This is a genomic window from Eremococcus coleocola ACS-139-V-Col8, from assembly GCF_000183205.1.
In the GTDB taxonomy this organism is placed as follows: domain Bacteria; phylum Bacillota; class Bacilli; order Lactobacillales; family Aerococcaceae; genus Eremococcus; species Eremococcus coleocola.
The window spans coordinates 332,094-352,122 of record NZ_AENN01000015.1 but is presented as its reverse complement, the minus strand read 5'-3'; the positions used below and the strand labels follow the sequence as shown (position 1 = coordinate 352,122).

Here is a 20,029-nt window from a genome sequence, read left to right as displayed (position 1 = left end):
CAAATTTTAGTTGGGCGTATTGTATCCTAGGGACTGTTTAGTTCTTTTGATGTCGTAGAACTGTATGTAGTGATAAGGGATTCGATATTTTGCACGTAAGCGCTAGTAGAGATTTAGACTTGGATATTGGTCGCAGATGTCCATCTTTTGTATGTATCGCAGGACTTGCAATTAGAGTTATGGGAGAAATCACAAAAGAAAAACTAGACATATTAAGAGATGCAGACAAAATATTTAGAGAAGAATTAGAAAAATCAGAAATAGCAAAAGAAGTAAACCAATACTTTGCAGTTCTTACAAACAATAGAACAGTAGGAGTAATGGGCGACTTTAGAACATATGACTATACACTTTCACTTAGAGCAGTATCAACAACTGACTTTATGACAGCAGATTTCTCACGCATACCTTGGGATATCTTAGATAAAGTATCAAATAGGATAGTAAACGAAGTAGATCATATAAATAGAATAGTATATAATATCACAAGTAAACCACCAGCAACTATTGTAACGAACTATCGGGAAGGCTTATTCAAGAAAGAGTTAGAAGACTGGATATACCTTGTTCAAGCACCATGAAATTCTATAAGGTAATAAGCTGATGGCAGTTACAAAGATACATCCGATAAAACAACTCTTAAAAAGGCGATTGACTATATCTGTAACGGAGATAAAACCGATAATGAAATCTATGTTACAACCCACCTTTGCAGCAGAGAAAATGCTCATAAGGAATTTGAACTTACCAAGAAACAGTTTAAGTCGAGGACAAAGACTTTAGCTCATCATTTAATCCAATCTTTTGTTCCGGAAGAAGTGAGCTTTGAAGAAGCACATCAAGTGGGAAACGAACTTTGCGAAAAGATTTTAGATGGCAAATATGAATATGTCTTAGCAACGCATATCGACAAAGACCATATCCACAATCACATCATTTTTAATTCCATAGATGTTGATGAGGGCAAAGTTTATCATTCCTATATGGATATCAGAAATCAAAGCGATAAACTTTGTAGAGAGCATAATTTATCTGTCATCGACCAAGAAACACAAAAGGAAATCAATGAAATTAAGCGAAGAAAATTTGTGAATTGGTACGATTGGAATGAGGATAAAAAAGGAAGCAGTTTTAAATCTAAGCTTCAATTTGATATTGACAGAATGATAAAGCAGTCAATCAACTGGCAGGACTTTTTATCTAAGATGGAAAGCTGCGGTTATGAAATTAAGTTTGGTAAACACATAGCTTTCAGAAGTAAAAATCAGCAAAGATTTACCAGAGCAAAGACCATTGGAGTGGATTATACCGAAGAAAGAATCAAAGATAGAATCATAAATAAAGAAAAAGAAATTGGCAATATCATAAACTTTAAAAACAATGTAAAAGCAAAGTCGAGCAAAGGGTATAAACATTGGGCAATGAAACATAATCTTAAAACGGCTACTTCTACACTTGTTGAAATTAGGGATAAAGGCTTTAACTCAATGGAAGAATTGGAACGTAGAATTAGTGGAATTTCTATTGAAAAAAATGATTTAAAACGAGAATTTGATAAACTTTCATGGGAGCAAAAAAGAATAAAGGAAATTGTTAAACATATTAAAATTATTATCAACAAGCGAGAGCATTACGAGGGTTATCGTAAAAATCCAAATGACAAAATTTATATGATGATGAACCGAAAAGATATAGAAGCCTATCAGAAATCCTATGAGGAAATAGATATTTTTCTTAAGCAATTTCCGCATTTGAAAGATACTGCATTAGAAGGATTAAAGAAAAAATCAGGTAAAAATCTTTTTAGGAAATTAAACGAGCACTTAAAAGAATTGCAAGCTAAACAAGAGGAGATAATCAAGAAACACAGTTCATTAGCAACACAGTATGATGAATTGGAGCATTTGAAAGTTAATGTGAATGAATATCTTGGAATAAATAAAGCTGAGAAAAAAGAGTCGGTTATTGCTGTTATTAAGAAATATAAAAGAAAAATAGATAAAACAGTTGAACTAAGTCATAGTAGGAAGAATGAAATAGAGTTATAAAAGTAAATGGAGAGTATTATAAAATTGATGCTCTCTATTTTTTGATGCAATTAGCATCTTGTTTTTTACTAAAAATATAGAAAAAATAGGCAAAATATGCCATAATGTCTACTAAATAGATTAAAATGTGGCAAGGGGGTATGATTATGGCAAGTCTTAATGTTACTGATGTAATAAAAGAATTAGACATTTCTAAGTCATATTTATATAAATTAATAGATAAAGAAAATATTTTAATTCCAAGAAGTGAAACAGGAAGATATTTTTGGGATGAAAATACGGTTAAGACTATAAAAAGATTTTTGCATAAAGATGGTTTACAAGATAAGGATGATACAGATAATTTAATAGCTAAATTAGGATTAAAACAATCCTTTATAAATAACAGAAGATATTTAGGGAATAAATATTCACTTTCTGATTTTATAAGAAAGACAGTTGATGAAAATTGCAAGGGTGTAAATATTGTCATTGACATATTTAGTGGAACTGGAGCAGTCTCTAATACTTTTAAGGATAAAATGCTTATTACAAATGACTTGTTGTATAGCAATTATATTTCCAACTATGCGTGGCTTGGGTATGAGAATTACTCAGATAAAAAAATAATTGAACTAATATATGAATACAATCAAATAAAAACAAAAGAAAAGAACTATATGCGAGAGAATTTTGGAGATACTTTTTTTTCTGCTGATGATTGTAGCAAAATAGGATATATAAGAGAAGATATTGAGATAAGGTATAAAAACAAGGAAATAAATTTCAAGGAATATGCGATTTTGATTACATCCTTGTTATATGCGATGGATAAGATTGCAAATACGGTTGGACATTACGATGCATATAGAAAGAATGTCGACTTTGAAAAACCTTTAGTATTGAATGTTTTGTTGCCTGAAAAAACTATTAATTCCAATAATGTTTGTTATAACCTAGATGCAAATGAACTAATTAAAAATATTAAGGGAGATTTATTATATTTAGATCCTCCATATAATTCAAGACAATATTGTGATGCATATCATTTACTTGAAAATGTGGCACGATGGGAAAAACCTAAAGTTTATGGCGTTGCAAGAAAGATGGATAGAACTTCACTTAAAAGTGATTATTGTAAGCTTGCAGCTACAAAAGCATTTGAGGAGCTTATTGAAAATGCTGATGCAAAATATATTTTGCTTTCATATAACAATATGTCAGACAAGGGAAATGATAGATCCAATGCGAAAATATCGGATGAAGATATTATGAAAATTCTTAGCAAAAAGGGAAAAGTAACTGTATTTGAATCGGATTATAAGAGTTTTTCAACTGGGAAATCAGATATACAAGATAATAAAGAAAGATTGTTTTTATGCGAAGTATTTAGCGAAGAAAAAAAGAAAATGAATATATCTTGCCCTTTTAATTATATTGGTGGGAAATTTAAACTATTGGAACAGTTGCAACCTTTATTTAATGAAAAGGAAGTATTTTTAGATTTATTTGCTGGTGGAGGGAATGTTGGTATAAATTCCTCTTCTTCAAAGGTTATTTTTAATGATTCAAATGAGAAATTGATAGACTTAATTAAATTTATAAAAGACACCGATACTGATGTTTTATTAAAGCAAATAGATAATATTATTGATAAATATCACTTATCCAATACCGCGTTATATGGTTACTCCTATTATGATTGCAATAGTAGTAAAGGATTAGCCGGATACAATAAGGAAAGATTTCTCAAGCTAAGAGATGATTTTAATGCTAAGGTCATAGCAGGAGAAACAGATTATTCAATGTTATATGTATTGATGGTTTTCTCTTTTAATAATCAAATTCGCTTTAATCGAAAAGGATTGTTTAATCTTCCTGTTGGAAAGAGAGATTTCAATTCTAAGATGAGAAGTAAGCTTGTATTATTTTCCGAGGAATTGAAAAGCAAGGACATTCAGTTATTGAAAAAGGATTTTAGGGATATTTCATTAGATGATTTTTCTCAGGAGACTTTTATTTATTGCGATCCTCCTTATTTAATTACAAATGCAACATATAACGAAAATGGGATGTGGACTGACTTAGATGAAAAAGCTTTGCTTGAATTTTTAGATCAAGCTAATGAAAAAGGCTTTAGTTTTGCGTTGTCGAATGTTTTAGAGAGTAAAAATAAAAGAAATGATATTTTGTATAATTGGATTAAAAGTAAAGGATATTATTGCAATTATTTAAATAAAAGTTATTCAAACAGTAATTATCATAGAAAAGATAAAAACAGTATATCTGAAGAAGTTTTAATTACTAATTATTCTGTGGATTGGAGGAATGAGTAGATGGCTAATATAAACATTCCATATCAAAGTTTTTGTTGGGTTATAGGGACTACAAGCTTTAGAACGGCAAAATTAAATTTAAAAATTGAGGCACAATTGCTGCTTCTTGATGAGTTTTATAATGAAGTTATAAAAAAATCAAGTTGGAATTGGAATAATGAATTGCAAGAAAAATATTATGACTTTATGAAAAGCAAAGCCTTCTTAACAGGTGATGCGAAAAGAAAAGATAAAGATGCGAGAGAAAAAACATCTGGTTTAGTTGATATTGGTCTAATCACAGAGGATAGATCAATAACAGAAGCAGGAAGAGAGTTGCTTAAAATAACAAGTAGCGGAATTTTTGAAACTGATAATGCATTTAATATTAATAGAGATAGTTTTGTATATCTGAAACAACTACTAAAAACAAGTATAGATGTAAGTGGGAAGACAGTTAGACCATTCATTGCGGTTGTAAAATGTCTTACTGAACTTGAATTTTTAAGCTACGAGGAATTTACTTATTTTGTTCCGCTAATTAGAGATGACGAAAGCGCAAAGCAAATTATTTCGGATATAAAATTATATCGAGAAGAGCAAATCAATCTTGAAGAAATAATTTACAAAAGACTTATGCAAATGGACAATTATAAACTTGCACGAGAAGAATTTATTACTTCGGATGTTGATGAAAACTTGATATGTTTAATTGGAATGAATCGCAAAAGTAGAAATTATGATAAACCATATTATAAATTATATCAGTCTCTAAAGAATATATTCATTGATGGTAAAAGTGATTATGAATTGCTACTGAATTCTGCAAAGAATATAAATCAAAAGCCCGGAATATTGTGGAGAAATTTAATATTTAAAACTACAAATATTGGAGTTATAAGGAAGAATGGAAAAACTTCAATTAATAATCAATGTCCATTTTTAAACTGTGCAAATGAAAATGATTTAAAAGAGGTATTTTTCAAATACTTACATGTTTTTAAGGCAATGGCAACCTTATCTGATTATTTTGATCTAAATAGAAGATATTTTAATATTACGGATACATTAATCTTCGGAGATCGCATGGTTAAGTTGGATATGATTCCAAAATACTATTTTAAAGAGATTATTGATGTTCTGTATAAAGAAACTTTTAGTAAAGATGGTAATCTTAGTGTAGATGTTCCTTTAGAAACTATATCAAGAGCTTTCAAGTTAGACATGAGTAAAGTGTACGCTGCATTAAGTAAAGATTTAGGAATCACCATAAAGAGTCCTGAACAAGCAGCAACTTATGTAAATGATGAAAGATACAGAAGATTTAATGCTTTGATTGATAAGAAATTTAATGATTCTGTACTTGTAGAGTTGTTAAATTGTTTTGAAAAACGTGATGATAAGAGAATTGAAGAACTTGTTACAGATGAGGCTGCAATACCTACTATTTTTGAATATATTTTAGGAATTATATGGTACAAGGTAAGCGAAAGACAGGGGAATATTTTGGATTTCATGAAATTATCATTAGAAGCGAATTTGTTACCTAAGACACATGCAACCGGAGGATATGCAGACATTATATATGAATATGAAGCATGTACTTCTTATCCAAAGCATTCCTTGTTACTTGAAGCGACACTTGCAGATGGCTCTAATCAAAGAAGAATGGAAATGGAACCTGTTTCAAGACATTTAGGTGATTACAGAATTAAGTTTAATAATCCATTCGATTACAGCCTCTTTGTCAGCACATACTTAGATAAAAATGTGATTTCAGATTTTAGATATAGAAAGATAATCCCATATACCAGAGATGAAGAAAGTATTACAGGTATGAAGATTATTTCAATGGATACAGATTCTCTCAAGAAGATAATTGAAAATAAGGTCAAGTATAAGTATCTGTATGAAGTATTTGATAAATATCATGAAATGCCATTAGAAACGGTAGATTGGCATGATGGAATGATAAGAGAGGCTACTGGAGAGTATAAGGCATAGTGGATATAATGGAGATAAATATACTATGATTACAAAGATTGAAAAAATAGAAAATTTGGGAATATATAAAAATTTCAATTCTTCTAAAATTAATGAATTTAAACAATATAATTTAATATACGGATGGAATGGTTCAGGTAAAAGTACATTATCGAGATTGTTTAGTTCAGTAAATGGAAAGAATATTGCTGAAATATATAATGGCTTTAAAACTTCGATTTGTATAGATAGGGTAGTATATACAGAAAATCAGTTTCCTATATCAACTGAATCTATTAAAGTATTTAACGAAGACTTTATAAAAGAAAATATTGATTGGAATGGAATTTTAAAAAGTATATTATTGTTAGACGAAAAAAATATTGAAGAAATGAAGTTATATAATTTATTAAAAAATGAATTATACGGAGATGGAAGTGTTGTAGGGATATTAAAGGAAATTGAAATCAAAGAAAAAGAATTACAAGATAAAGAAAAAGAATTACAGAAAATCTTAACTAATATTGGAAAAAATGTAAAAAACAATTTTCAATTATTAGATACGTCTGATAGCTATTATATGAATTATGATAAAAGAAAAGTTTTATCATTGATTAAAGATCAAAATAACCCTATATCTAAGAGTGATTTAATTAGAAATGATGAGTTAGATAGTGTAATCAAAAAAGCAAGACCAATAAAAAAAGAGTCTATTAAAAAAAAGATAGACATTTTAAGTATAGATAATGTTCAAAAAGAAATTCAAAAAACTAGTGAATTAATTGATAGAACTGTAACTTCAAGAGTAATAGAAGAATTAAAAAATAATTTTCAATTATCAGTTTGGGTTGAAAATGGTTTGAATTTACATAAAACCGAACATAGAAAAATATGTGCGTTTTGTGGTTCTATTATTAGTGATGAAAGAATAGAAAAGCTAGAAGCTCATTTTAGCAATGCATTAAGCGAGCTAAACTCAGAGATTGTCTTATCAATAAATAGCTGGGAGTCTCTGAAAATTAATGCAGATATAATTTTAATAGACGAAAGTGATTTTTATGATGAACTATTAGAGCAAGTGAAAGAACAAAATTCTGAGTTTAGAAAAATTTCACAATTAGTCAACAGAGAGATAGATGTTTATATTGAAGTCTTAAAAGAAAAGCAGAAAAAGCCATTTGAAAAACTTGGGAATACATTGGAAGTAGATAAATTAATTAATTATTTTAATGAATTGAAGTTGGTAATAAATAAAATAAAGGCATATATTGTCAGGCATAATGAAAAAGTTACTAATTTCGATGCCGTTATAAGAGATGCTAAAAAGCGTATTGAACGACATTATATTCAAGAGCAAATTGAACAGTTGCAATATAATGGCAAAGAAGAGACACTGCAACAATATAAAGATGATTTGAAAAAAATAAAGGAAATATGTGATAAAAAGAAAATAGAATATGCAGCACTAGAAAATAAGCTATCTAATGAAACTTTGGGAGCTGAGGAATTTAATAAAAAGCTTGAAAAATTTTTAGGCTACGGTGAGATAACTATAGAATTTGATAAAGATGAAAAAGGATATAAAATATATAGAAATGGTAGAGAAGAAGCAAAGAACTTAAGTGAAGGAGAAAAAACTGCGATAGCATTTATCTATTTCATAACAAAAATTAAGGAAAATGGGCAAAAAATAGAAGATACTATTCTTGTAATTGATGATCCAATATCTAGTTTTGATTCAAATAAACTATTTTCTGCATATGCTTATATGAAGTCTGAATGCGATAAAGCAAAACAATTATTTGTATTGACACACAATTATAATTTCTTTTCATTAGTATTTGGATGGTTTAATAAAAAACATATTAAAGTTGATGATAAAAAATGTCCTAATTACAGTATATATAGAATTGATAATAAATTTGAAAATGGAGTGAGATTTGCTTTTTTGAATGATGGTGGTGAAGGTCTAAAACAAGCCACCGAATATGACTATATTTTTAATATGGTATATTCTTTGAAAGATAAAACTTTATCGAAACAAGAAATGATTTTTTGCGGGAATGTTGCAAGAAAACTTGTTGAATCATTTTTGAGTTTTAAATTTCCAAACCAACGAGCAGATTTAATGGCACTACTGAATGCTGCTTTGCCAGGACAAGATAATGATATAGTTAGAGAGAGGGTATATAAATTTATAAACATATATTCTCATGAAAAAAAGATTAATGTCCTTGAGGAATTAGATACTGAAGTTTTAGATGCTAGTAGCCAAACGGTAATAAATGATATTTTAAAAATGATAAAAGAGCTAGATGAAAGACATTATAATGCAATGGTTGAAAAAGTTGGAAAAGAATTAACGAATTAATTTATTTAGTTTAATATTTCATGCTTGCAATATGCTTGTAAAAAATCCGATAAACAGAAATAAAATGGATAATTATGCTAAATCTGATAATAAAAAGCTTGATTTTATGCCATTTATACAAAAGGATATTAATGGACATATTGAGTGGGAATAAATGACAAAACAGGAGTATTTCTACTCTTGTATGGTCGTTTCTTCTTTTGTATCGCTTAAAGGCTATCAGTTAAACTTGATTTCCATAAATCCCTAACTGAACGCTCCATTTTAAGCGTACTTTGATTTGTAATTTTGCTGCGACGGTGGTTTTAATAATATTTAATGAAGTTTATAGTTACTTTTCCCATAATGTTGCTTCAGTTTATATGACTTGGGCTTTTAGCTATCCTGGTCTAGCAGATATCTTTTACTTAATACTTTATCAATTAAGAAATAAATTAACTACTTTAGTCACCCTAGATTTTTACCGTCTACCCTATAATCTTTTTTTCTCTGGAATAGCTAGCTTAGCCTTAGTATCTGTCTTAGTAGGAGTCTTTGCGATTGCAGGGACTGACTCAGCCTATACCCAATATCTATGGTATTTAAGCAGTGGGTTAACAAGTCTTGGTTTACTCGGCATTTTATTTATGCTAGTAAAAGCAATAGGGGTTGGACTAGAGATTCCTAATTGAGGAAGATAATATTAGACATAATAATAACCAGTCCCGGATTCTCCATAGGTAGAAGGTCCGGAGCTGGTTTTTTTCTGTGATAAAATTAGTTAATAAGCGTGTGTTTCTTTAATAGCGTAAACCAACAGCTGCTTCGATTTCTGCTAGTGTTTCATTAGCAGTTTGGCTAGCTTTCTTGGCCCCCTCGCTTAGGATATCTGTTAAATCAGAAGAAGACATTAATTGATTAACCTTGCTTTGAATTGGTTCAAGGAAGCTGGCCACTAAATCGGCTAAATCGGTTTTAAATTGACCATAGCCTTTGCCGTCATATTGGGCGACGAGTTGGTCAATAGATTGACCCGAAAGATTAGAGTAAATAACCAATAAATTCGAAATTGCAGCTTGATTTTCTTTGTCATAGTTAACTTGACCCAGAGAATCGGTCATAGCTGACTTGATTTTCTTAACTACAGTCTTAGGTTCATCCATCAATGAAATAAAGCCCTTAGGGTTAGAGTCAGATTTGGACATCTTAGAGGTTGGATCTTGTAAACTCATAATCCTGCCGCCTTCTTTAGGAGTGATAATATCTGGTTTAACTAGAATACCACCAAACCGGCTATTAAAACGGTCGACAAAGTTACGGGTCAATTCCATATGTTGTTTTTGATCTTCGCCGACAGGGACATATTTAGCCTTATAAAGGACGATATCACCAACCATTAGAGTAGGGTAAGTTAATAGTCCCGCATTGACTGTTTCATTTTTGGCTGACTTATCCTTGAATTGGGTCATTCGTTCTAATTCACCCAGACCAGTCAAACATTGGATAATCCAGGCTAATTGTGCATGGGCAGGAACATCAGATTGCACAAAGATTGTAGATTTCTTAGGATCTACTCCGAGCGCAATATAAAGGGCTGCCAATTGTCGGGTCATTTTTCTTAATTTTTCTGGGTCTTGTGGAACAGTGATGGCATGTTGGTTCACGACACAATAAGTTGCATTATATTGGTCTTGTAAATCCACAAAGCTTTTCATTGCGCCAATATAGTTACCAATTGTAGGAATACCAGAGGGTTGCACTCCGGAGAAGATGTTTTCTTTCATTTAAAGGCCTCATTTCCGTGATTCTTATGTCTTAGTATAGCTTATTTTTCATTGAAAATAAAACAAGAAAATAATATGAATAAAAAGAATTATTTGTGAAATCTTAGTGAAGTTTAAATGCAAATTTATTACAATTTTATTTATAAGTTAATCTTAAATGATTATTAATAGTCCTAATATCTATTTTTAAATGCGATAAATATAGTGTTTTAAAAATAGTTTTAAACTTAAATTGATTAAAAAAATTAATTTTGAAGTTACCATAATTTATTTTTTGGAAAAATACCTTGATAAGCGGTCTAGATAAGTGTATAATGGTAACCATAAGTAAGATGATTAGAATATTATTTGACCTTGAAAGAGGAAGAGTAACTTGTCTTTGGCTGCTTTAGAAGAAAGGGATGGTCCTTTATGGTAACCTTATATATAACGCCTTCGTGTACATCTTGCAGAAAAGCTCGTTCTTGGCTCGAAGAAAACAATATTGAATATGAAGAACGTAACATTTTTACTGAGCCATTGACTGTGAATGAGATTAAAGAAATTTTACAAATGTCAGAAAATGGTACTGAAGATATCGTTTCGACACGTTCTAAAGCTTATTCAGAATTAGATGTTGAGTTAAGCGACTTACCAATGAATGATTTCTTTACAATGGTTCAAAATGAACCAGGTTTACTTCGTCGTCCAATTATTCTCGACGAAAAACGTCTTCAAATTGGCTATAATGAAGATGAAATCCGTCGTTTCTTACCGAGATCAGTTCGTGCTCGTGAATTACAACGTGCAAGAGCTTTGGTAAACGACTAAGAATTATTTATTTAAATCGTTAAAAAGCCTGGATCTCCGGGCTTTTTATTTTTGTTAGATTATTATTCTCTTGACTTGATTATGATACAGTAAGTATGACTTGCATTCATTTTATAGTCTGTTACAATTCAAAGTACATTTAAATAGTTACTGGTACTCAAAAAGGGTATAATAAAGATGGTAACTTTGGAGGTGACATGGATGGAAATGGAAAGAATTAATGACAATCTAATTAAAGTCTCAATTGATGCGGTTGACTTAGATGAAAGGGGCGTCAATTTCTTAGACTTAGTGAGTGGTCAAGAAAATATAGAGCGTTTCTTTTATTCAATTTTGGAAGAAGTTGATGTTGACCGACATTTCCGCGAGTCAGAAGCGGTAACGTTTCAAGTCATTCCGAATAAAAAAGGCTTAGAATTGTATATATCTCGGAATAACTTTGAAAATCCAGAGGAATTCTTCTCAGAAGAGATGATGAATCATCTTTTTAAACAGAAAGATGAAGATAAAGAGGACTCTCCATCCGTTAAAAAAACAGATCAAGAGTCATTGTCAAATAAAGAGCAATTAGAAAATTTTGATTTAGTTGACTATCTAAAAAAAGAGTTTTCTGAGGAATTAAATGAGACAGACCTGGAAGAAAACGAGAATTTTAGACCCAATGAGGATGTTGTTGTTCGCTTTGAAACAATTAACGACTTTATTAGCTTAGCAAAATATATGGTTGATTATGATATGACATCTAATCTATATTATATGTCTGAATCCTATTATTTAGCCTTAGACGAGGTGTCTGAAGCGGTAAATGATACTCAACTTCATTTGATTATTTTGAAAATGTTTGATTATGGTCAAGATGTGACTGTATCTGAAGCTTATTTACAAGAACATGGCCGTTTAATCCGCAAGACGGATGCTATAACTTTCTTTGCTGATAAATTTTAACTAAATTAATTTAATATTTGAAAGACCAAATTTATAATATGTACTGCCCCCCTAAAGTTGGACCAAAAAATCCAACTTTAGGGGATCTTTGTATGGCTAAATATAGCTTAAATTTCAAAATGAAAGTCGTCGCAGAATATCTTTCGGATACGATTGGATACAAACCGTTAGCTAAAAAATACAAGATGAAGAATACTCAATAGATAAGGCGGTGGGTCAATGCCTATCAAAGTCTGGCTAATGAACTTGGGATAAATAATCCCTCAATGATTGCGACTTGGCGCAGTATATATCTTTCGCAAGGGATTGAAGGATTGTCTCGCCCGAAAGGAAGACCACCCATCATGTCATCATCTAAACCTAACAAGCGAATCAACTGATTATAGAACTTGAATACGAACTTGAGTTACAGATGGAAAAGGGCTGTAGGAATCGTTAAATCAGATAAATGACTCGGACCACCCGTAAAGAAAGTCATAGGAAAATAGGTAAAGTTAGCAATCACGTGTTCAAAACCGAAGAAGACAAAAGAACCAATGATAGCGAGGATAAACATAATTTTTGCAGCTTACTTCTTTAACTGGATGGATCCCAGAATAGTAATGTTAACCATAACATTGGCAAGGATTCCTTCAATAAAGACTTGACCAGCGCTTTAAGCAAGCTTGCCACCGACGTTAATCGATCTTAAACAATACCGCCAGAGGTCATGGTCCAAGAGCTTTAACTTACGGTAGCTGGCAGCATTTAGTTTATCTAATAGAAATGGGGTTTCTTGTATGACAAGTCTTCCTTACTTTAATTTCAGCTATAGTCTACCTTGTTTAGCCAAGCGAAAAAGCCTAAATACGAAAAATTAAAAAGGATTTCCGACTAATGTTTGTATTTATTATTAGGGGGGATCTATATGTATGCTGGTTTGAATGGGGATGGGGACTTGGTTTACGCCCAGAACTACAGAAAGGCCGACGGAACGCCAATTTCTTGTCCTCATTGTGGGCAGAATTTAGTCTGGAAAAGGAATCGTAAAGGGCGGGCCTTTTTTGCGCATACCTATCCTTGTGGTCAAGACTTAAGTCAAAAGCATTTGGGGGAGAGTGTTGGTCACCAAGCTTCGAAATTATTTATGTGGTCTCTTTGTAAAGAAATGGGCTTGTTGTCCCAGATGGAAGTGCCTGTTTTAGGCGGACAATTCATTGCTGATTTACGGGTTAATAATCGCTTAATTTTCGAGTTTCAGTATGCTAAAATTGGCCGCAAGGATTTATTATATCGTCAAAGTAATTATCACCAAGCGGGTTATCAAGCTTATTGGTTTTTGAGTGAGATGGTTTTTCAAGATAAAAAATTGAAGGCATGGTTAAAGCGGTGTCTAGCCAAGCAAGGGAAAACTTATTATTGGTTGGCTTTGGATTTAAGCCACCGTCAAGTAAAAGTCTTAACCGTACCGGGCTTGATTTTCCCCAGAGACCAGGCGTCTTATCTCTGGGAAATTTCTTGCCGCAACTTTATTAGTCGTCTGAAGAAAGGAAAATTTTTGGCTGACATAGGGAAAGGTCAGCCCTATTTTCTAAAAGTTAAACCTGCCGGTCAGTCAATCATTTATCAGAAACGTTTTGGTATCCGTAATCGGGCTTTAAGTCGATTAATAAATTTTCTCTATCATTTAGGCTTAAACTTAGATGACTTGCCGGCACAGATCTTTGACCAGGCCTGGATTGGATTGGTAACGGCAGAACCGGCTTGGCTGACTTTAGCCTGGTTGTATGCCTATTACTATAAGATAGGGGACTACCAAAGTGCATTAGAATTTTTTTATTTATTATTGAAAAAGGACTATTTACGGCTTGAAGGGGGTGGTCTCGTGATTGACCAAGATCAATTAATAGTAGATTATGTACTGGCTGCTGTGGATTTATTAAAGAATATCCTTTCTTAGCATTTGATTAAAATCTGTGCTAAAATTAATGTATTAGACTTAATAAAGGAGTTGGATTCATGTCCGAAAATAAAGTAGTAACACGTGAACAAATTGAAGAACAATATAAATGGGATTTAACTACCATGTATGCTTCTGATGCTGACCAAGAAAAGGACTTTGCCGCAGTTAAAGATTCTTTTGAGCGTTTAGCTTCTTACCAAGGTACTTTAGCAGATTCTGCTGAACAATTAGCTAAGGTCTTGGATGATATCTTTGCCATCGCGCGCAAAATGTCCAATGTCTACGTTTATGCGCACTTGAAGCATGACCAAGACTCTACCGACGCCAATTATCAAGAAATGGAAGCCAAGGCTGCCCAACTATATGCTGAATTTGGCCAAACAATTTCTTATTCAACACCCGAATTATTAGCGATTCCACAGGAAAAACTAGACGGATTCATCGCTGAAAATGCCCGTTTACAAGATTATAAGCACTATTTGGAAGTTGAAACCTTAGGTCGCGACCATGTCTTATCGCCAAATGAGGAATTGATCTTAGCTCAAGCTTCTGAAGCTTTAAATGCTTCAGCTAACACCTTTTCATTCTTGAACAATGCCGACTTTGTTTTCCCAGAAGTGGAAGACGCTGAAGGCAATAAGGTTCAATTAACTCATGGTCTATATGGTAAATTATTAGAATCATCCAACCGTCGCGTACGGAAAGATACCTTTGAAAAATTCTATTCAATCTATGACCAATTCAAGAATACTTTAGCCTCTACTTTAAGTGGTGAAATTAAACATAATAATTTCAATGCTAAAGTACACAAATTCGAATCTGCCCGCGCGGCTGCCTTATTCTCAAACTCCGTGCCAGAGTCTGTTTATGATACTTTAGTTGATACGGTCAATGAACGTTTAGATTTATTACACCGTTATACTGCTTTACGGAAAGAAATTCTTGGTCTAGATGACATGGAAATGTATGACTTGTATACGCCATTATTAGGTGAACCACCGGTAACCTTTACCTTCGAAGAAGCTAAAGAAATCGTCTTCGAAGCCTTGAAACCAATGGGTGAGGACTACTTGGAAATTATCCAAAAGGCTTTTGACGAACGATGGATCGATGTGTATGAAAACAAGGGTAAACGCTCAGGTGGTTATTCTTCTGGTACTTATGACTCTAACCCTTATATCTTGTTGAACTGGCAAGATAACATTTCTTCAATGTATACCTTGATTCATGAGTTAGGTCACTCTGCCCACTCATACTTAACCCATCATAACCAACCATACGAATATGGTTCATACCCAATTTTCCTAGCGGAAATTGCTTCAACCTCCAATGAAAACTTATTGACAGCTTACTTATTAGAAAAATATGCTGACAATGAAGAAGTGAAATTATATGTCTTGAACCACTTCTTGGATGGCGTCAAGGGCACCGTCTTCCGTCAAACCCAATTTGCTGAATTCGAACACTTCATGTACCAAGCCGATGCTAAGGGTCAACCTTTAACCGCCGACTTCTTAAGCAAAAATTATCGTGAATTAAATGAAAAATATTACGGTGATGCTGTAAATTCTGGCGAATTAATCGGCCTTGAATGGTCTCGGATTCCACACTTCTACTACAACTATTACGTCTTCCAATATGCCACTGGTTTATCTGCCGCAACTGCCTTCTCTGATAAGATCTTGAGCGGCGACACTGCTGTCTTGGAAAGTTATAAAGGCTTCTTGAAGTCTGGTAACTCAGACTATCCAGTAGAAACCATGAAGACGGCTGGCGTAGATATGACCCAAGCTACATTCATCAATGATACCTTGGATGTTTTCGAATGCCGCTTGAACGAATTCGAAGAATTGATTCGGAAGAATAAATAGTTTGTAGGATTATATATAGAAAGCTCCCCGTTTGGTGGGGAGCTTCTTTATTTGGAGTTGAATATAGGTGAAAACCATTCGAGTTTTGAAAATCTCGAATGATTTTTGAAATAACTATTAGGAGGATTCCATACTTGTATGCTAAGTGTGGAAGGAATTCTTTAGTTTATATGTAACTGATGAAAAATAGCTGTAGATTCTTTACTTTAGTATTAAGTGAGGAAAAATAGCTGTAGATTCTTTGTTTTAGTCAAAGTAAGGAAATAATTACATAGTAAAACCTAAAGTAAAGAACTTACTAAAAAATTTTCTACACTTGTTATTATTTCAAAGAAAATATTCTTGACTAACCCAATAAATAAAGGAAAATTAGCTCAAACTTCTATTAAATTTAAAATTAGGACACGGAATTCGTCTTAAATTTTGTATTTATAAATAGGAGGTATAAAATGAAAACAAAAAGTTATGAGTTACAATATTTTGAAGCTCTACAGCGTCATTCCCATCTAGATAAAAAAGAACGTCAGCACTTGTTGCGTCTTCAAAGTGGGTATGAGGGGGGAGTTGAAGTTTGAGACAATTTTGTCAAGATTAATACCAACTAATTGGAGGGTTCATCCCAATATCTGGTTCCGTTTTTCTAATTATTTAGAAGTAGATATCTTATTGAATTGTGGCAGTCATTTATTTATATTAGATGTCAAAAATTATGCGGATGATTTCACGATTGCAGGTGATCATTTAGTTCGGAGTGATGGTTATCATATTCCAGATATTTTCTTTAAGTTAAAACGTGATACCAATCAAATTGAAACTAGCTTAATTAATAGCAAAATTGACTGTCAGTTGCTTTCGTATTTAGTGTTTATAAATGATGATTGTTATGTGAGAGGACAAAATAATCTAGGAATCGATTATTTTTTACGTAATCAACTAAGTTTTATCGTAAGAAAAATGAAGGAGATGGCGGATGAAAATGAACGAAGAATAGAAATTATTGAGAGTTGGATTACAAAGAATGCTATTAAACAGCCGGTATTTCTTGAAATTAAACATAAATCAGATTTTAACCGAATGGTACCTGGCTTAGTTTGCCCAAATTGTCATAAAAAAATTGTGAGTGTTGGACGTCAGACAGTACTTTGTCCCTGTGGTCAACAGTTGACTAAGCGGGAAGTGGTCGATATGAATATCCGTGATTATCAGTTATTATTTCCTGGTAAAATTAATATGAATGATTTACAAAGGTTTTTGAAAGAGAGTGTCAGTCAAAGTTATCTTTATGCTCGTGTAAAAGCAAATATTTAGGGTGTATATTACTGACATCAATTGAGAAAAGTGAAGAAAATAATCTATTTTCAAGTTAGGTGATGAGTTTGGAATATTATATATACATACTTATTAACTTAGGAAAAAAACAGCCAAGTTTTCTACACTTGATGATCAAGTAAAGAAAAAATAGCCAAGTTTTCCACACTTGATGACCAAGTAAAGAAAAAACAGCCAAGTTTTCTACACTTGATGATCAAGTAAAGAAAAAAAGTCAAGTTTTCCATACTTGATGACCAAGTAAAGAAAAAACAGCCAAGTTTTCCACACTTGAAGACCAAGTAAGGAAAAAACAAGCCAAGTATTCCACACTTGATGACCAAGTAAAGAAAAAATAGCCAAGTTTTCCACACTTGATGACCAAGTAAAGAAAAAACAGCCAAGCTTTCTACACTTGATGACCAAGTAAAGAAAAAACAGCCAAGTTTTCCACACTTGATAGTCAAGTAAAGAAAAAACAGCCAAGTTTTCCACACTTGATAGTCAAGTAAAGAACTTACTAAAAAATTTTCTATACTTGGGTGCTAAGCAAAGAATAATCCATCCCAAACAAAAAAGCTTCCAAGCAGGACAAAGAAACCAAACTTGGAGGCCATAAGGCATTCGATTATTTTATTTTCCTACTTTAAAAGCCGCTTCCAAACGATAAATCACTTGGCCACGGGCGGAGAATTTTTCTTCGTATTCCGTCATGATATTGCCTTCAAAGTCTGAGGCATGTAAGTCCAACCAGACTTGATTCAAAATCATACCATATTGCGACATCGCGGCCAAAGAATATTCGAAGAGGCCCCGGTTGTCTGTTTTGAAATGGATTTGACCGCCGGTAGGGAGGATGCCCTCATACTGGGCCAAAAAGTAGGGCGAAGTTAAGCGCCGTTTGGCATGTTTTTTCTTAGGCCAAGGATCAGAAAAATTCAAGTAAACTAAGGAAATTTCACCAGGGGCGAAATATTCGGTTAAGTTACGACCATCACCTAAAAGAATCTGCAGGTTGGGTAAGTCTTCTTCAATCTGCTTATCTAGGATGGAGACTAAGGCTGAGGCTTGAATTTCAATCGAAATATAATTGATGTCAGGATGGGCTTTGGCCATTTCAACAATGAATTGGCCTTTGCCTGAACCGACTTCAATATGAAGGGGTTGGTTTTTGGCAAAACGGCTTTGCCATTGGCCTTTAAGTTGTTCAGGTTGACCAGGGACATATTGGGGATGGGCTTTGATGCGATCATTGGCCCAGGGTTTGTTGCGTAAGCGCATGGGTCAGTACTCCTTTGTGATGAAAATTGATTACGAGAAATTAAGAACTATAGGGGAAATCCCAGAGACTATCTAAAAAATTTCAACAGTCAACAGAATCTTTCCAAAGTAAAAGCCAAGGATTTTATAAATCTTTGGCTTCTTGGTGAATGGTTTTGAGGTTAAGAATCATTTGATTAACTTGGTAAGGCCGGTCTTCATTATAGTATTGCTTAATAAAACTTAAACAAGCAACCTGACTATACCAGCACATCCGTTTATAGAAAGAACCAGACATATCTTGGCCGTAGGCTGCTAGCCAGTCACTCCACTGGGAAGGTGGAAAAGAAATCACCATTAGTTTGGCTAGGTCAGAGACGGGATCGGCAATACAGACATTCTCCCAGTCAACCATGTATAGGTGGTCATCATGGGTTAACAAGAAATTATGGTGGTTGAGGTCACCATGACAAACCCGATAAGACACTTGGTAAAAATCATCATCCACTTGGTCGCGTAAAGTATCTACAATTAAATTAATTAATTGGTTAGATTGGAGTTTGGCGGGTAGGTCATCATAATAATCCACAATAAAATCCAAGGGTTTTTTCTCAACTTCGCCGACCCGTTTTAAGGTCATCAGCAAGTGATCGGAATCATGGATTTGCCGGATTAAATCAATCACTCGTTGGTTAAATAGATCATCTCGTTCTAGGACTTGACCGTCTTCCCACTGTTGAGCAGTGAGGGTGTCGCCTGAGTAAGTCCGTTGGGTCCACATTAATTTAGGGGCAATTCCTTCTGCAGAAAGGGCCGTAATGATCGGAGAAGCGTTGCGTTTAAAAAAGACTTTTTCATCCTTACGAACGCCCATAAAGGCTTCACCGGAACCACCGGATAGGGGATGAAATTCCCAATCCTGTTCTTGGTTAAACATGGCCAGCTCCTTTCTACAAATAATAAGACATAAAAATTATTCTATCATGCTTTTAGTTTTGGTCAACACTATTTGCGAAATTTTCGCGATTTACTTCGTAAACATCTAGGACTTCACCAGTATAAATATCTGCCGCAAATTGATAATAGGCTTTGCGGTCTGCTTCATTCCGGGTAATTCCTCCCATATAAACTAGGGGCTTGCTAGTATAAACAGGATATTCAATGGCATCGTAGTCAATCCAAGAACCTTCAATGGCTCCTTCTTTAGCAAAATCGGCTTTAATTTCTTTTAAAACTAAGCCAGCATTTAAGGGTTGATTTTGTTTAACGAATAAGGCAGCAGCGGCACCAACAATTAAACCAGTGGCTAAAAGCACGCCACCCAATATATTATCACGGGTTTGATTTGACATGGTTCGACTCCTTTTAATATTTTTTTGGTATTAATAATTTTACCATAAAGGCGGTAGGGAGTTAAGCGGGGAGATCAAGGCT

The 20,029-nt window shown here is 33.1% G+C and carries 17 protein-coding genes and 1 pseudogene; 13 read left to right on the top strand and 5 right to left on the bottom strand.

What is annotated here, in order from left to right; all coding sequences use genetic code 11:
* Positions 1–161: 161 nt before the first annotated feature.
* The 6 genes and pseudogenes from HMPREF9257_RS05385 to HMPREF9257_RS05360 form a co-directional block, all read left to right on the top strand.
* A pseudogene (locus tag HMPREF9257_RS05385) lies at positions 162–509 on the top strand (GMP synthase (glutamine-hydrolyzing)); the annotation flags it as partial.
* 141 nt (positions 510–650) lie between these two features.
* Positions 651–2,048: a relaxase/mobilization nuclease domain-containing protein gene (locus tag HMPREF9257_RS05380; RefSeq protein ID WP_218015546.1), complete on the top strand. Its 1,398-nt coding sequence runs from the start codon at positions 651–653 to the stop codon at positions 2,046–2,048.
* A 146-nt stretch (positions 2,049–2,194) separates the two neighbouring features.
* Complete coding sequence (locus tag HMPREF9257_RS05375) at positions 2,195–4,363, top strand: Dam family site-specific DNA-(adenine-N6)-methyltransferase (protein WP_006418606.1); 2,169 nt, start codon at positions 2,195–2,197, stop codon at positions 4,361–4,363.
* Entirely contained in the window at positions 4,364–6,346 is a 1,983-nt protein-coding gene (locus tag HMPREF9257_RS05370) for an AlwI family type II restriction endonuclease (RefSeq protein ID WP_006418429.1), read from the top strand.
* A 25-nt stretch (positions 6,347–6,371) separates the two neighbouring features.
* A complete protein-coding gene (locus tag HMPREF9257_RS05365) occupies positions 6,372–8,696 on the top strand; it encodes an AAA family ATPase (RefSeq protein ID WP_006418224.1) in 2,325 nt (774 codons plus the stop codon).
* Positions 8,697–8,971: 275 nt separating this feature from the next.
* A complete protein-coding gene (locus tag HMPREF9257_RS05360) occupies positions 8,972–9,367 on the top strand; it encodes a hypothetical protein (protein ID WP_040466698.1) in 396 nt (131 codons plus the stop codon).
* Between the two features lie 108 nt (positions 9,368–9,475).
* On the opposite strand, the gene trpS is transcribed toward HMPREF9257_RS05360, so the two are convergent.
* A complete protein-coding gene (trpS, locus tag HMPREF9257_RS05355; RefSeq protein ID WP_006418283.1) occupies positions 9,476–10,459 on the bottom strand; it encodes a tryptophan--tRNA ligase in 984 nt (327 codons plus the stop codon).
* A 411-nt stretch (positions 10,460–10,870) separates the two neighbouring features.
* Here trpS and spxA point away from each other — a divergent pair, with 411 nt between their 5' ends.
* The 3 genes from spxA (at position 10,871) to HMPREF9257_RS09655 (ending at position 12,594) form a co-directional block, all read left to right on the top strand.
* Positions 10,871–11,269 (top strand): transcriptional regulator SpxA, encoded by a 399-nt coding sequence (gene spxA / locus HMPREF9257_RS05350; protein WP_006418159.1) that lies wholly within the window; start codon positions 10,871–10,873, stop codon positions 11,267–11,269.
* A gap of 201 nt (positions 11,270–11,470) precedes the next feature.
* Entirely contained in the window at positions 11,471–12,214 is a 744-nt protein-coding gene (locus HMPREF9257_RS05345) for an adaptor protein MecA (protein ID WP_006418207.1), read from the top strand.
* A 203-nt stretch (positions 12,215–12,417) separates the two neighbouring features.
* Entirely contained in the window at positions 12,418–12,594 is a 177-nt protein-coding gene (locus HMPREF9257_RS09655) for a helix-turn-helix domain-containing protein (protein ID WP_142977863.1), read from the top strand.
* Positions 12,595–12,620: 26 nt separating this feature from the next.
* Here the strand turns inward: HMPREF9257_RS09655 and HMPREF9257_RS09145 are convergent, their stop codons facing one another.
* Positions 12,621–12,770, bottom strand: a complete 150-nt coding sequence (locus tag HMPREF9257_RS09145) for a hypothetical protein (RefSeq protein ID WP_006418468.1) — start codon at positions 12,768–12,770, stop codon at positions 12,621–12,623.
* Between the two features lie 351 nt (positions 12,771–13,121).
* Between HMPREF9257_RS09145 and HMPREF9257_RS05330 the strand changes: the two genes are divergently transcribed.
* The 4 genes from HMPREF9257_RS05330 to HMPREF9257_RS05320 all read left to right on the top strand — a co-directional run bounded on the left by HMPREF9257_RS05330 (position 13,122) and on the right by HMPREF9257_RS05320 (position 17,335).
* Positions 13,122–14,153, top strand: a complete 1,032-nt coding sequence (locus HMPREF9257_RS05330) for a competence protein CoiA family protein (protein ID WP_006418361.1) — start codon at positions 13,122–13,124, stop codon at positions 14,151–14,153.
* Positions 14,154–14,212: 59 nt separating this feature from the next.
* Positions 14,213–16,027, top strand: a complete 1,815-nt coding sequence (pepF, locus tag HMPREF9257_RS05325) for an oligoendopeptidase F (protein ID WP_006418277.1) — start codon at positions 14,213–14,215, stop codon at positions 16,025–16,027.
* A 449-nt stretch (positions 16,028–16,476) separates the two neighbouring features.
* Positions 16,477–16,602 carry a hypothetical protein gene (locus tag HMPREF9257_RS09520; RefSeq protein ID WP_006418149.1) on the top strand — a complete coding sequence of 42 codons (126 nt, stop codon included), beginning with the start codon at positions 16,477–16,479 and terminating at the stop codon, positions 16,600–16,602.
* Between the two features lie 7 nt (positions 16,603–16,609).
* Positions 16,610–17,335 carry a nuclease-related domain-containing protein gene (locus HMPREF9257_RS05320; protein ID WP_176686275.1) on the top strand — a complete coding sequence of 242 codons (726 nt, stop codon included), beginning with the start codon at positions 16,610–16,612 and terminating at the stop codon, positions 17,333–17,335.
* Positions 17,336–17,968: 633 nt separating this feature from the next.
* Here the strand turns inward: HMPREF9257_RS05320 and trmB are convergent.
* From trmB to HMPREF9257_RS05300, 3 genes are all read right to left on the bottom strand, one after another.
* Positions 17,969–18,616: a tRNA (guanosine(46)-N7)-methyltransferase TrmB gene (gene trmB, locus HMPREF9257_RS05310; protein ID WP_006418403.1), complete on the bottom strand. Its 648-nt coding sequence runs from the start codon at positions 18,614–18,616 to the stop codon at positions 17,969–17,971.
* A 124-nt stretch (positions 18,617–18,740) separates the two neighbouring features.
* Entirely contained in the window at positions 18,741–19,532 is a 792-nt protein-coding gene (locus HMPREF9257_RS05305; protein ID WP_006418245.1) for a phosphotransferase family protein, read from the bottom strand.
* A 52-nt stretch (positions 19,533–19,584) separates the two neighbouring features.
* Complete coding sequence (locus tag HMPREF9257_RS05300; RefSeq protein WP_006418321.1) at positions 19,585–19,947, bottom strand: hypothetical protein; 363 nt, start codon at positions 19,945–19,947, stop codon at positions 19,585–19,587.
* Between the last annotated feature and the right edge of the window lie 82 nt (positions 19,948–20,029).

What these genes read in the sequence shown, in the direction of transcription:
- HMPREF9257_RS05375 (WP_006418606.1), top strand. Translation starts at nt 2,195, where the DNA reads ATGGCAAGTCTTAATGTTACTGATGTAATAAAAGAATTAGACATTTCT.
- HMPREF9257_RS05370 (WP_006418429.1), top strand. Translation starts at nt 4,364, where the DNA reads ATGGCTAATATAAACATTCCATATCAAAGTTTTTGTTGGGTTATAGGG.
- HMPREF9257_RS05365 (WP_006418224.1), top strand. Translation starts at nt 6,372, where the DNA reads ATGATTACAAAGATTGAAAAAATAGAAAATTTGGGAATATATAAAAAT.
- trpS (WP_006418283.1), bottom strand. Translation starts at nt 10,459, where the DNA reads ATGAAAGAAAACATCTTCTCCGGAGTGCAACCCTCTGGTATTCCTACA.
- spxA (WP_006418159.1), top strand. Translation starts at nt 10,871, where the DNA reads ATGGTAACCTTATATATAACGCCTTCGTGTACATCTTGCAGAAAAGCT.
- HMPREF9257_RS05345 (WP_006418207.1), top strand. Translation starts at nt 11,471, where the DNA reads ATGGAAATGGAAAGAATTAATGACAATCTAATTAAAGTCTCAATTGAT.
- HMPREF9257_RS09145 (WP_006418468.1), bottom strand. Translation starts at nt 12,770, where the DNA reads ATGTTTATCCTCGCTATCATTGGTTCTTTTGTCTTCTTCGGTTTTGAA.
- HMPREF9257_RS05330 (WP_006418361.1), top strand. Translation starts at nt 13,122, where the DNA reads ATGTATGCTGGTTTGAATGGGGATGGGGACTTGGTTTACGCCCAGAAC.
- pepF (WP_006418277.1), top strand. Translation starts at nt 14,213, where the DNA reads ATGTCCGAAAATAAAGTAGTAACACGTGAACAAATTGAAGAACAATAT.
- HMPREF9257_RS09520 (WP_006418149.1), top strand. Translation starts at nt 16,477, where the DNA reads ATGAAAACAAAAAGTTATGAGTTACAATATTTTGAAGCTCTACAGCGT.
- trmB (WP_006418403.1), bottom strand. Translation starts at nt 18,616, where the DNA reads ATGCGCTTACGCAACAAACCCTGGGCCAATGATCGCATCAAAGCCCAT.
- HMPREF9257_RS05305 (WP_006418245.1), bottom strand. Translation starts at nt 19,532, where the DNA reads ATGTTTAACCAAGAACAGGATTGGGAATTTCATCCCCTATCCGGTGGT.
- HMPREF9257_RS05300 (WP_006418321.1), bottom strand. Translation starts at nt 19,947, where the DNA reads ATGTCAAATCAAACCCGTGATAATATATTGGGTGGCGTGCTTTTAGCC.